General features: G+C 73.3%; 9 protein-coding genes and 1 riboswitch. Of the genes, 6 read left to right on the top strand and 3 right to left on the bottom strand.

The window, feature by feature from the left end:
* Positions 1-60 precede the first annotated feature (60 nt).
* A complete protein-coding gene (locus ACH34Q_RS16585) occupies positions 61-903 on the top strand; it encodes an NAD(P)H-binding protein (protein WP_395983838.1) in 843 nt (280 codons plus the stop codon).
* An 11-nt stretch (positions 904-914) separates the two neighbouring features.
* The gene (locus tag ACH34Q_RS16580) at positions 915-1418 is read left to right on the top strand and encodes a DUF1772 domain-containing protein (protein WP_395983837.1); all 504 of its coding nucleotides are present in this window, start codon (positions 915-917) and stop codon (positions 1416-1418) included.
* A gap of 134 nt (positions 1419-1552) precedes the next feature.
* Here ACH34Q_RS16580 and thiC read toward each other — a convergent pair whose 3' ends face one another.
* A complete protein-coding gene (gene thiC, locus ACH34Q_RS16575; RefSeq protein WP_395983836.1) occupies positions 1553-3286 on the bottom strand; it encodes a phosphomethylpyrimidine synthase ThiC in 1734 nt (577 codons plus the stop codon).
* A riboswitch (TPP riboswitch) is annotated at positions 3283-3393 on the bottom strand. Its footprint overlaps the gene before it by 4 nt.
* A gap of 83 nt (positions 3394-3476) precedes the next feature.
* Between thiC and ACH34Q_RS16570 the strand changes: the two genes are divergently transcribed.
* The 3 genes from ACH34Q_RS16570 to ACH34Q_RS16560 are packed head-to-tail and all read left to right on the top strand — an operon-like array spanning position 3477 to position 7951.
* On the top strand, positions 3477-4664 hold the full coding sequence (locus ACH34Q_RS16570) for a sensor histidine kinase (protein WP_395983835.1): 1188 nt from the start codon (positions 3477-3479) through the stop codon (positions 4662-4664).
* Between the two features lie 45 nt (positions 4665-4709).
* Positions 4710-5456, top strand: a complete 747-nt coding sequence (locus ACH34Q_RS16565) for a CDP-alcohol phosphatidyltransferase family protein (RefSeq protein WP_395983834.1) — start codon at positions 4710-4712, stop codon at positions 5454-5456.
* Positions 5453-7951 carry a sugar phosphate nucleotidyltransferase gene (locus ACH34Q_RS16560; protein WP_395983833.1) on the top strand — a complete coding sequence of 833 codons (2499 nt, stop codon included), beginning with the start codon at positions 5453-5455 and terminating at the stop codon, positions 7949-7951. The genes ACH34Q_RS16565 and ACH34Q_RS16560 overlap by 4 nt, the downstream gene beginning before the upstream one ends.
* A gap of 39 nt (positions 7952-7990) precedes the next feature.
* Here the strand turns inward: ACH34Q_RS16560 and ACH34Q_RS16555 are convergent, their stop codons facing one another.
* The gene (locus ACH34Q_RS16555; protein WP_395983832.1) at positions 7991-9337 is read right to left on the bottom strand and encodes a PLP-dependent aminotransferase family protein; all 1347 of its coding nucleotides are present in this window, start codon (positions 9335-9337) and stop codon (positions 7991-7993) included.
* Positions 9338-9433: 96 nt separating this feature from the next.
* Here ACH34Q_RS16555 and ACH34Q_RS16550 point away from each other — a divergent pair, with 96 nt between their 5' ends.
* Positions 9434-10081, top strand: coding sequence for a LysE family translocator (locus tag ACH34Q_RS16550; protein WP_395983831.1), 648 nt, complete (start codon positions 9434-9436; stop codon positions 10079-10081).
* Here the strand turns inward: ACH34Q_RS16550 and ACH34Q_RS16545 are convergent.
* Entirely contained in the window at positions 9983-12190 is a 2208-nt protein-coding gene (locus ACH34Q_RS16545; protein ID WP_395983830.1) for an MMPL family transporter, read from the bottom strand. The genes ACH34Q_RS16550 and ACH34Q_RS16545 overlap by 99 nt on opposite strands.
* Positions 12191-12225: the final 35 nt, after the last annotated feature.

The raw sequence follows: 12225 nt of genomic DNA, 5'->3' as shown, positions 1-12225 counted from the left end.
GTATGCGGTCCAGTCTCTCGACGATGTCCGCGGAGTCCGCCGCTCGGTTGACTGATGGGCATGACGGACAACACGAACAACTCGAACGCATCGACGAAGCTGATCCTGGGCGGAACGGGCAAGACCGGCCGCCGGGTGGTGCGGAGGCTGGAGGAGCGCGGCGTTCCCGTACGGGTCGGGTCGCGGTCCGGGGAGCCCCCGTTCGACTGGAAGGACCGGTCGACCTGGAAGGCCGTCCTCGACGGCGTGGACGCGGTGTACATGGCCTACTACCCGGACCTGACGGTGCCGGGCGCGGCCGAGGACATCGGGGCGTTCGGCGCGGCGGCGGTGGAGGCGGGCGCGGACCGGGTCGTGCTGCTGTCGGGGCGCGGCGAGGACGAGGCGAAGGTGGCCGAGCAGGCGCTCAAGGACGCCGGCGCCGAGTGGACGGTCCTGCGGGCCAGCTGGTTCGCCCAGAACTTCAGCGAGGACTACCTGCTGGACGGGGTGCTGGCGGGCGAGGTGGCGGTCCCGGCCGGGGACGTGCCCGAGCCGTTCGCCGACGCCGACGACATCGCGGACGTGGCGGTCGCCGCGCTGACCGAGGACGGCCACGTGGGCCGGACGTACGAGATCACCGGCCGCCGCGCGCTGACCTTCGCCGAGGCGGTCGCCGAGATCGCCGAGGCGTCCGGCCGTAAGATCCACTTTACCTCGGTGCCCGCCGACGGGTACGCCGCCGCGCTCAAGGAGCACGGGGTCCCCGACGAGGTCAGCGAACTGCTCCTCTACCTGTTCACCACCGTGCTGGACGGGCGCAACGCGCGCCCGGCCGACGGTGTCCGGCGCGCCCTGGGCCGCGAGCCCCGGGACTTCGCCGACTTCGCCCGCGACACCGCCGCCAGCGGCGTGTGGAGCTGAAAGGAAACCTGATGAAATTCACGCTGGCCGCTGTTGCGGCGACGCTCGCGATGCTGCTCACCACCGGGGTGTCGGGGGTCTTCCTCGCCTTCTCGACCGCGGTGATGCCCGGGCTGGACGCCGTCAAGGCGGGCAGCGCGATAGCGGCGATGCAGAGCATCAACCAGAAAATCCTCAACCCGGTCTTCCTGAGCCACTTCACGGGCGCGCCGCTGGCCGGCCTGGCCACGGGCGGGGCGCTGCTGCTCCTGGGCCAGCGTTCGGCGGCGGTGCTGTTCTTCGTGGCGGCCGGGATCTACCTGCTGGGCGCGTTCCTGCCGACCGTGATCGTGAACGTGCCGATGAACGAGGCGCTGGACGTCACCAAGATCCCGGCCGACCCCGCCGAGGCGGCCAGGATCTGGACCGACTACTCCTCGCGCTGGACCGCCTGGAACACGCTGCGGGGCGTGGCGAGCGCGATCAGCGTGCTGGTGATGGCGCTCGGCCTGTACGTGTGGGGCCGGAACGCCTGACACGGGGGCACGGACGGGGGGGGTGACCACCACGGTCACCCGCGCCGTCCATCGTCCTGGGCCTGGGCCCGTACGCGCGGCCCTGGCGTCCCTGGCCGCGTGAGTCCGGGCGAACGGGGGGACCCGGAATCGGGTCAGTCGCCGGATCCGGTCACCGGCAGGTAGATCCGGCCGCCCGAACCGGTGAATTCGGCCGCCTTGTCGCGCATCCCCGCGTCCAGCGCCTCCGGCCCGGCGAGCCCGCGCTCGTCGGCGTACCGGCGCACATCCTGTGTGATCTTCATCGCGCAGAAGTGCGGGCCGCACATCGAGCAGAAGTGCGCGGTCTTGGCGGGCGCGGCGGGCAGCGTCTCGTCATGGAACGAGCGCGCCGTCTCCGGATCCAGCGCCAGGTTGAACTGGTCCTCCCAGCGGAACTCGAACCGCGCGTCCGACAGCGCGTCGTCCCACGCCTGGGCGCCCGGATGCCCCTTGGCCAGGTCGGCGGCATGGGCGGCGATCTTGTACGCGATCATCCCCGCCTTCACGTCGTCGCGGTCGGGCAGCCCCAGATGCTCCTTCGGGGTGACGTAGCAGAGCATCGCGGTGCCGTGCCAGCCGATCATCGCGGCGCCGATCGCCGAGGTGATGTGGTCGTAGCCCGGCGCGATGTCGGTGGTCAGCGGCCCGAGGGTGTAGAACGGCGCCCCGTCGCACCACTCCTGCTGCCGGTCCACGTTCTCCTTGATCTTGTGCATCGGGACATGCCCCGGGCCCTCGTTCATCACCTGGCAGCCGTACCCGGCCGCGATCCGGGTCAGCTCGCCCTGGGTGCGCAGCTCGGCGAACTGCGCCTCGTCGTTGGCGTCGGCGATCGAGCCCGGCCGCAGCCCGTCGCCCAGCGACCAGGTCACGTCGTACGCGGCGAAGATCTCGCACAGCTCGCGGAAGCGCGTGTAGAGGAAGTTCTCCTCGTGATGGGCCAGGCACCAGGCGGCCATGATCGAGCCGCCCCGCGAGACGATCCCGGTCTTGCGCCGGGCCGTCATCGGCACGTACCGCAGCAGGACGCCCGCGTGCACGGTCATGTAGTCGACGCCCTGCTCGGCCTGCTCGATCACGGTGTCGCGGAAGACCTCGTAGGTGAGCGCGGCCGGGTCGCCGCCGACCTTCTCCACCGCCTGGTAGAGCGGCACGGTGCCGACCGGGACGGGGGAGTTGCGCAGGATCCACTCGCGGGTGGTGTGGATGTCCCGGCCGGTGGACAGGTCCATGATCGTGTCGGCGCCCCAGCGGGCCGCCCAGGTCATCTTCTCGACCTCGTCCTCGATCGAGGACGCCACCGCGCTGTTGCCGATGTTCGCGTTGACCTTGACCAGGAAGTTCCTGCCGATGATCATCGGCTCGATCTCGGGATGGTTGACGTTGGCCGGCAGCACCGCCCGCCCGGCGGCCAGCTCGCTCCGCACGAACTCCGGCTCGACGCCCTCGCGCAGCGCCACGAACTCCATCTCCGGCGTGATCTCTCCCTGCCGGGCGTAGGCGCGCTGCGTCACCGCCCCTCCGGTGGACCTGCGCGGGCGGCGTTCGGGGAACGCCGCCCGGTCCCTGAGCGGATCGGACGACCCGCGCCCGTCGTCCTCCGGCCGCACGGAACGGCCCTCGTACCCGGCGGTGTCGCCGCGCCCGGCGATCCACGCCTCGCGCAGCGCCGGAAGCCCGCGCCGCACGTCCGCCTCGTACGCGGGATCGGTGTACGGCCCGGACGTGTCGTACAGCACCACGGCGCCGCCGTCGGTCAGCGGTACCTCCCGCATCGGCACCCGCACATCGGCGCGCGAGCCCTGCAGGTAGGTCTTGCGGGCATGTGAAACCACGGTTTCGGCCATCTGACTTGATCTCTCCCTACGCCGGCATTACCCGGACAGGTTCGGCGGTCAGCGGCCGTACCAGCCGCTATCTCAGCCCGGTTCGCCGGGCACCCGCGATGTGTCGCCGCCGACGTTAGGCCCTCGGGCGTCCCGCTGTCCAAGGGCCGGGCCGTTCGTGGTGGGTGCGGGTTTCGGGCAGACTGGCGCTGTGGTGATCAAAGACCGGATCCGGGGTACGGCACTGGACGCCCTGCTGGCGGCAGGGCTCGCCGGATGCGCGGTCGCCGCGGCGGCGAGGTGGCCGGGCGTCCGCCCGCTCGACGGTCCCGGCACGCTCATGCTCGTCGCGGCGCATGTGCCGCTGACCTGGCGACGCCGCCGTCCCGGGACCGCGCTGGCCGCGGTCGTCGCCCTGGCGCTGCCGTTCCATCTGCTGCAGTACCAGCATCACGCGGCCGCCCCCGCCGAGATCTTCGCGCTGTTCACGTTCGCGGTCCTCGGGCACCGGGTGCGGACCGTCCTGGCGGGAACCGCCGCGCTGCTGCTCGCCTGCGCTGTGATCTTCGCCATGGGCGCGAGCGGGCGCAGCGGCATCGAGCAGGTCGGTGTGATCGAGGCCATCGTCGCCGTGGTCGTCGGCGTCCAGGGATGGCGGGTGCACCGGGCGCGGATGGCGGCGATCACCGAACGGGCCGAGCGGGCCGAGCGCACCCGCGACGAGGAGGCCCGCCGGCGGGTCGCCGAGGAGCGGCTGCGCATCGCCCGCGACCTGCACGACCTGCTGGCGCACAGCGTCACGGTGATCGGCGTGCAGGCGGGCGCGGCCGCCCACCTGGTCAAGTCGCATCGGCCGCTGGACCGCACCGAACTCGCCGGCACGCTCGACGGCATCGCCGCCACCTGCCGCGACACCCGGACCGAGTTGCGGGCCACGCTCCAGGTGCTGCGCGAGCACGAGGACGCCGGCGTGCCGCGCGCGGTGCCACCGGGCGCGGCGGGCATCGCCGAGCTGGTCGAGGCGGCCCGGGCCGCCGGGCTCGAGGCGGTACTGACCGAACGGGGCGAGGGCCGCGAGGAGCCGGAGGCCGGGATCGTGGCGTACCGGATCGTCCAGGAGGCGCTGACCAACGTGGTCAAGCACGCCCGGGCGAGCGGCGTCGAGGTGGCCCTGGAGCGCGAGGGCGGAGTGCTGCGGATCACGGTGGCCGATAACGGCCGCGGCCGCGCCGCCGGCGGCACGGGCACCGGCTTCGGGATCATCGGGATGACCGAGCGCGCCCGCAGCGTCGGCGGGACGGTCGAGACCGGTCCGGGCGCCGCGGGCGGCTTCGTGGTGACCGCCCTGCTGCCCCTCGGCGCGGCGGCCGGCGCCGGACGCCGCGCCGACGCCAGGTAGGGCCGGGATCGAACGGAGGGGTTTACCCGGCCTGACGATAGGCTCATGGTCATTGGGGAAGGGGAGGCGATCGCGTCAGTGAGTCCTGATGTCGACAGGTCACCGGAGCCGGGCCGGGACGCGGCGTGGGGCCGGATCTGGACGGTACCGAACGCGCTGAGCTTCGCCCGGCTGCTGGGGGTTCCGCTCTTCCTGTGGCTGGTGCTGGCCGAGGCCGACTGGTGGGCGCTCGGCGTGCTGGTGGTGGCCGGTCTCTCGGACTGGCTGGACGGCAAGCTCGCGCGGATGCTGAACCAGATGAGCCGGCTGGGCGTCGTGCTGGATCCGGCGGCCGACCGGCTCTACATCCTGGCGACCCTGGTGGGGCTGACCGTACGGGAGATCATCCCGCTCTGGCTGGTGGTCCTGCTGGTGGCCAGGGAGGTGGCGATCACGCCGATCGTGCCGGTGCTGCGCCGGCTGGGGTACGGCGGGGCGCTGCCGGTGCACTTCATCGGCAAGGCCGCGACGGCGTGCCTGCTCTACGCGTTCCCGCTGCTCCTGCTCGGCGGGCACGACGGCGCCGTGGCCACGGGCGCGCGGATCATCGGATGGTCGTTCGCCATCTGGGGGACGGCCCTGTACTGGTGGGCGGCCCTTCTCTACTGGGCGCAGACGCGGCAACTGGTGCTGGCCGGCCGTGCCGGGCCCCCGGAACCGCCTCCGGAACCGCCCCCGGATCCGCGTCCGGGGCCGGGCGCCGATCGGGATCCCTCGGCCGGCGACCAGAAGGGAGCGGAGTCCACGCGATGAAGGCCGTTGTGATGGCGGGCGGCGAGGGGACGCGGCTGCGTCCGATGACCGCCAACCAGCCCAAGCCCCTGCTCCCGCTCGTCAACCGGCCGATCATGGAACATGTGCTGCGGCTGCTCAAGCGGCACGGGTTCAGCGAGACCGTGGTCACCGTGCAGTTCCTGGCCGCGCTGATCCGCAACTACTTCGGCGACGGCGAGGAGCTCGGCATGTCGCTGAGCTACGCCACCGAGGAGATCCCGCTGGGCACCGCGGGCAGCGTCAAGAACGCGGCGGAGGCGCTGCGCGACGACCGGTTCCTGGTGATCTCCGGGGACGCGCTCACCGACATCGACCTGACCGACATGGTGCGCTTCCACCGCCGCAACGGCGCGATGGTCACCATCGGCCTCAAGCGGGTCCCCAACCCGCTGGAGTTCGGCATCATCATCGTCGACGACGAGGGCCGCATCCAGCGCTTCCTGGAGAAGCCCACCTGGGGGCAGGTGTTCTCCGACACCGTCAACACCGGCATCTACGTCATGGAGCCGGAGGTCCTCGACCACGTCGCGACCGGCGAGTCCGTGGACTGGTCCGGCGACGTGTTCCCCAAGCTGCTGGCCGAGGGCGCGCCGCTGTACGGGTACGTCGCAGACTGCTACTGGGAGGACGTCGGCACCCACGCCAGCTACATGAAGGCCCAGGCCGACATGCTCTCCGGCCTGGTGGACGTCGACCTGCAGGGGTTCGAGCTGTCGCCGGGCGTGTGGATCGCCGAGGGCGCCGAGGTGGACGCCGAGGCCGTCCTGAAGGGCCCGCTGTACGTCGGCGACTACGCCAAGGTCGAGGCGGGCGTCGAGCTGCGCGAGTTCACCGTGCTGGGCAGCAACGTGGTGGTCAAGGAGGGCGCGTTCCTGCACCGCGCCATCGTGCACGACAACGTCTTCATCGCGCCCTCGACCAACCTGCGCGGCTGCGTGATCGGCAAGAACACCGACATCATGGCCGGCGCCCGGGTCGAGGAGGGCGCGATCGTCGGGGACGAGTGCGTGATCGAGGCCGAGGCGTACGTCTCCAGCCAGGTCAAGGTGTACCCGTTCAAGACCATCGAGGCCGGCGCGGTCGTCAACACCAGCGTGATCTGGGAGTCGCGGGGGCAGCGCAACCTGTTCGGCCCGCGCGGGGTGTCCGGGCTGATCAACGTGGAGATCACCCCGGAGCTGGCGGTCCGGCTGGCCAGCGCGTACGCCACCACGCTCAAGAAGGGCACCGCGGTGGTGACCGGCCGGGACGTCTCGCGCGCGGCCCGCACGCTCAAGCGGGCGGTGATCAGCGCGCTCACCTCCAGCGCGATCGAGGTCCGCGACCTGGAGGCGTGCCCGCTGCCGATGGCGCGGTTCGAGACCGCCAGGGAGGACTGCGCGGGCGGCCTCTACCTGCGCACGACGCCGGGCGACCCGCAGGGCGTGGACATCATGTTCCTGGCCCCCGACGGCGCCGACCTGTCCCAGGCGGCCCAGCGCAAGCTGGAGCGGGTCTTCGGGCGGCAGGAGTACCGGCGGGCGTTCCCCGGCGAGATCGCCGAGCTGACCTATCCGGCCCGGACGGTCGAGACCTACGCCCACGAGCTGCTGCGCCGGGTGGACATGAGCGGTGTCCGCGAGGCCGGGCTGAAGATCGTTCTGGACTGCGCCGGCGGTACCGCCTCGCTGGTGCTGCCGACGCTGCTGGGCCGGGTCGGCGTGGACGTGCTGACCCGCAACAACCGGCTGGACGAGGCCAACCCGACCGAGACCCTCGCCGAGCGGATGCGCGACCTGCAGCGGCTGGGCGAGCTGGTGTCCTCCTCGCGGGCCGCGTTCGGCGTCCGGTTCGACCCGGTGGGGGAGCGGATCTCGCTGGTGGACGAGAGCGGCGCGCTGATCGGCGACGACCGGGCGCTGCTGGTGATGCTGGACCTGGTCGCGGCCGAGCGGCGCGGCGGCCGGGTGGCGCTGCCGGTCACCACCACCCGGGTCGCCGAGCAGGTGTGCCGGTTCCACGGCGTCCAGGTGGAGTGGACCTCCACCTCGCAGGACGTGCTGACCAAGGCCGCCGGGCGGCCCGAGGTGATCTTCGCCGGGGACGGCCGGGGCGGGTTCCTGATGCCCGAGTTCAGCCGGACCGTGGACGGGATCGCCGCGTTCGTCCGGCTGGTCGGCCTGGTCGCGCGGACGCGGCTGACGCTGTCGCAGATCGACCGCCGCATCCCCGAGGCTCATCTGCTGCGCCGGTCGGTGCCGACGCCGTGGGCGGCCAAGGGCGGCGTGATGCGGCATGTCGTCGAGGCGGCGGGCGACCGGACCATCGACACCACCGACGGCGTGCGGGTCGTGGAGGAGGACGGGAGCTGGGTGCTCGTGCTGCCCGACCCGTCCGAGGCCGTCACCCACCTGTGGGCCGAGGCCCTGGACTCCGACGCGGCGCAGGAGCTGCTGCAGGAGTGGGCGGCCGTCGTCGAGCGCGCCGAGTCGTAACGCCCGGTCGTACGGGCCGGGACGTTCGGCGCCGGGGCTTCAGTCGAGCGCGGCGTCGTCGGGCGTGCCCCGGGCGATGGCGGCGAGGGTCCGGAGGGCGTCCGCGAGCACGCCGGGCGGGGGAGAGGCCAGGCCGATCCGTACCGCGTGCGGGGCGGCGCCGGAGCCGACCACGAACGCGGCGGCCGGGGTCACGGCGATCCCGCGCCGCGCGGCCGCCGCGACGAAGGTCTCGGCGCGCCACGGCGCGGGCAGGTCCCACCAGCAGAAGTAGGAGTGCGCGGCGGTACGCAGCGCCGCGTCCGCGAGTTCCCGGCCGGCGATCTCCTGGCGGTACGCGGCGTCGGCGCGCTTCGCCTCGGACAGGGCGGTGACCGTGCCGTCGGCCAGCCACCCGGCCGCCGCCTCCAGCGCGTACCCCGCCGGCGTCCAGGCGCCGGTCCGCAGCGCCGCGCCCACCCGGTCGAGCAGGTCCGGGGGCGTGACCGCGAAGCCCGCGGTCAGGCCGGGCGCCAGCCGCTTGGAGAGGCTGTCGACGAGGATCGTGCGGCCCGGCGCCGACGCGGCGAGGGGCGCGGGGGCGTCCCCGTCCAGGAAGGCCCAGACCGCGTCCTCGACCGCGTACAGGCCCAGCTCGTCCAGGACGCCGGCCAGCTCGGCCCGGCGGTGCGGCGGCATCGTCGTGCCGTACGGGTTGTGCAGGGTCGGCTGGACGTAGACGGCCTGGACCGGCGTGCGGCCGTGGGCGTCGGCGAGCGCGCCGGGGACCAGCCCGTGCTCGTCGGTCGCGACGGGGACCAGGGTGATGCCCAGCCTCCCCGCGATGGCCTTGATGACCGGGTAGGTGAGTTCCTCGACGGCCAGGCGCCCTCCGGTGGGGACGAGCGCCGAGACGGCCCCGGCCATCGCCTGCCGTCCGTTCCCGCTGAAGAGGATGTGCCCGGGGTCGGGGCTCCAGCCGGGACCGGCCAGCACGGCCGCCGCCGCCTCGCGGGCACCGGGGGTGCCGCCGGCTCCCATGGGACGAAGGGCCGCTTCCAGGACGTCGGGGCGGCGGAGCCGTTCGAGACCGGCGGCGAGCCGTTCGGTCTGCCCTTCGACCATGGGGTAGTTGAGTTCGAGGTCGATCCTGGTGGCGGCGGGCTGGGTCAGGGCGGGCGCGGCGGCGGGCCGCGCCGCGCGGACGAACGTTCCCCGGCCCACCTCGCCGACGACCAGCCCGCGCCGGACCAGCTCGGCGTAGACACGGGTGGCGGTGGAGTCGGCGATGGCCAGCCGCCGCGCCAGCGCGCGCTGCGGAGGGAGCCGCTCGCCGGGACGCAGCCGCCCCGCCGCGATCTCGGCCGCGATCCTGTCGGCCACCCGCCGGTAGTCCTCCACCGTCACCCGCCCCTGTCGCTGATCGTCGGAAGATCACCAATATTGCCCCGAGAGCAATCCGGATTATTGCACCGAGATATGCCGGGGTTCTACCGTCATCGCATGGTTTCACTCACCGCCGTCGCCGGCATCGCCCTCATCGGGCTCGGGGTCGTTCTCACGCCCGGGCCCAACATGATCTATCTGGTGTCCCGCTCGGTGATCCAGGGCCGCAGGGCCGGGCTGATCTCGCTGGCGGGCGTCGCGGCCGGATTCCTGCTGTACGTGACGGCCGCGGCCGCCGGCCTGACCGCGGTCTTCACGCTGGTGCCCGCCGTCTACACGGTCCTCAAGCTCGCCGGCGCCGCGTACCTGCTGTGGCTGGCCTGGCAGGCGCTGCGGCCCGGCGGGCGGACGGCGTTCGCGCCGCGCGAGCTGCCCGCCGACCCGCCGCGCCGGCTGTTCACGATGGGGCTGGTCACCAACCTGCTCAACCCCAAGATCGCGATCTTCTACGTGTCGCTGCTGCCGCAGTTCGTCGATCCCGAGCGCGGCGGCGTGGCGCTGCAGATCCTGCTGCTGGGGCTCGCCCAGATCACGGTCGCGATCACGGTGAACGCGCTCATCGTCCTGGGCGCCGGTTCGATCGCGGCCTTCCTGGCCGCGCGGCCCCTATGGCAGCGGGTCCAGCGCCGGCTCATGGGCACGGTCCTGGCCGGGATGGCCCTGCAGCTCACCCTCGACCGCTCCCGCGCCACCGCCGCCCCCTGATGGAGGGACGCGCAGCACCCGCGCGGCCCACGGCGGCAGCCACCAGTTCCACCGGCCGAACAGCGACACCAGGGCCGGGACGAGCAGCGCCCGCACGACCGTGGCGTCGAGCAGGATCCCGAGCGCCAGGCCGGTCGCGAAGATCTTCACCTCGATGATCGGCGCGGCGGCGAGCGAGACGAACGCCAGGCACAGGATCAGCGCGGCGCTGGTGACCAGCCGCCCGGTCCGCCCGATGCCCTCGACGATCGCGGCCTCGGTGGAGCCGGTGCGGTCGTACTCCTCGCGGATCCTGGCCAGGATGAACACCTCGTAGTCCATCGACAGCCCGTACAGGAACGCGAACAGCATCGCCGGGACGAACACCGCGATCGAGCCGGTCGCCGAGATCCCCCAGAGCAGGTCGCTGCCGTACCCCAGCTGCCAGACCAGCACGGTCGCGCCCAGCACGGCCCCCAGCGACACCAGGTTGAGCAGCACCGCCTTGAGCGGCAGCAGCAGGGACCGGAACGACCGGGCCAGCAGCACGAACGTCAGCAGCCCGATGACGGCCAGCAGGATCGGGAACGCGCCGTACACCGTCCTCGTGAAGTCGAGGTCGGCGGCCGTCTCGCCGCCGATCCGCGTGCCCGGGGGAGCGGCGGTACGGATCGCCTCGACGGCCCGCTTGCCCTCGGCCGTCCCGCCCTCGGCGGCCGGGATCACGGTGACCAGGGCCGTCCCGCCCTGCCGCCAGCCGGCCCCGCCGGGCGCCACGACCGTGTGCACGCCCCGCACCTGCCGGAGCCGGGCGGCGACCTCGGCGGGATCGGTCCCGGCCGGGACCAGTACGTCCACGGGCGTGAGCACGCCGGACGGGACCCCGGCCCGCTTGAGCGTGGCCAGACCCTCGTACGCCGGTCCCGACTTGGCCAGCGCGCCGCTGTGCGCCTCGCCGAGGTTCAGCCCCAGGGCCGCGTACGCGAGCAGTCCGAGCAGCGCGGCCGAACCCAGCACCGCCGGGACCCGGAACCTGATCACCTGGCGGGTCCACGCCGTCCAGGCGCGGCTCGCCCCGGTGCCCGTCCCGGCGCGGCGCCACCGGCGGTCGAGCGCGGGCCCGGCGGTGGCCAGCACGATCGGGAGCAGCGTCAGCGCGGCCAGCGCGCTCACCGCCGGGATGATCATGCCGCCGTACGCGACGCTGCGCAGGAACCCGACCGGCAGCGCGACCATCGCGATCAGCCCGATCGCGACCGCGACCGCGCTGGACACCACCGCGTGGCCGGCGGTGGCCATCGCCCGGCGCACCGCCTCCTCGCCCCGGTGCCCGGCGGCCCGCTCCTCCCGCCAGCGGGTGACCAGCAGCAGCGAGTAGTCGATCGCCACGCCGAGGCCGATCAGGGCCACCACGAACTGGACCATGAAGTTCACGTCGGTGACGCCCGTCACGCCGTAGACGACCAGGAACGAGGCCAGGATCGACACCACCGCGACCGCCAGCGGGACCACCGCCAGCAGCGATCCGAAGACGAAGGCGAGCACGACCAGCGCGCCCACTCCGCCGACGAGGGTCTCCATCAGGACGCTCGGCCCCTCGCTTCCGGCGCTCTCCGCCAGGCCCTCCATGCTCGTCACCCGCAGCGTCGCGCCTGGTGGCAGGTGCGCGCGCATGGCCTCGGCCAGCGGGGCGCTCAGGGCGTCCGCCTCGGCCTCCTCGCCTTCGCCCTCCTCGGCCGCGCGGGGGAAGACCAGCCCGAACGTGGTCCGGCCGTCCGCGCTCACCAGCCGGCGGTCGCCGGTGCCGGCGTACGAGACGGCCCGTCCGCCGGACTGCCGGGCGGCCGCCGCGTACGCCTCGCCGAGCGCCTTCCTGACGGCCGGCGCGTCCACCGGCCGCCCGGCCGGGAGCGTGACCACCGGGACCAGCGGCGTTTCGGCGCCGCCCGTCCCGTACGTCCCGGCGATCATCTCGTTGGCGGTACGGGCCGCCGAGCCGGGCGGCGTGAAGTCCTCCTTCAGCCGGTCGGTGACCTGGGTGGCGGCGACGGCGCCCGCACAGGTCACCACCAGCCACAGCAAGGTGATCAGCAGTTTGTGCCGCAGCACGAAACCAGAGAATGCGTTCATGCCGACCAGTGCAGCGGCCCGCTCTTCGGACGCCG

Source organism: Actinomadura sp. 9N407, assembly GCF_044326315.1.
GTDB lineage: Bacteria > Actinomycetota > Actinomycetes > Streptosporangiales > Streptosporangiaceae > Spirillospora.
The sequence above is the reverse complement of the archived record's forward strand: the minus strand, read 5'-3'. Positions and strand labels throughout refer to the sequence as shown.

Excerpts from the sequence above, each read along its gene's own strand:
- thiC (WP_395983836.1), bottom strand. The coding sequence starts at position 3,286 with ATGGCCGAAACCGTGGTTTCACATGCCCGCAAGACCTACCTGCAGGGC.
- ACH34Q_RS16550 (WP_395983831.1), top strand. The coding sequence starts at position 9,434 with ATGGTTTCACTCACCGCCGTCGCCGGCATCGCCCTCATCGGGCTCGGG.
- ACH34Q_RS16585 (WP_395983838.1), top strand. The coding sequence starts at position 61 with ATGACGGACAACACGAACAACTCGAACGCATCGACGAAGCTGATCCTG.
- ACH34Q_RS16560 (WP_395983833.1), top strand. The coding sequence starts at position 5,453 with ATGAAGGCCGTTGTGATGGCGGGCGGCGAGGGGACGCGGCTGCGTCCG.
- ACH34Q_RS16545 (WP_395983830.1), bottom strand. The coding sequence starts at position 12,190 with ATGAACGCATTCTCTGGTTTCGTGCTGCGGCACAAACTGCTGATCACC.
- ACH34Q_RS16580 (WP_395983837.1), top strand. The coding sequence starts at position 915 with ATGAAATTCACGCTGGCCGCTGTTGCGGCGACGCTCGCGATGCTGCTC.
- ACH34Q_RS16565 (WP_395983834.1), top strand. The coding sequence starts at position 4,710 with ATGGTCATTGGGGAAGGGGAGGCGATCGCGTCAGTGAGTCCTGATGTC.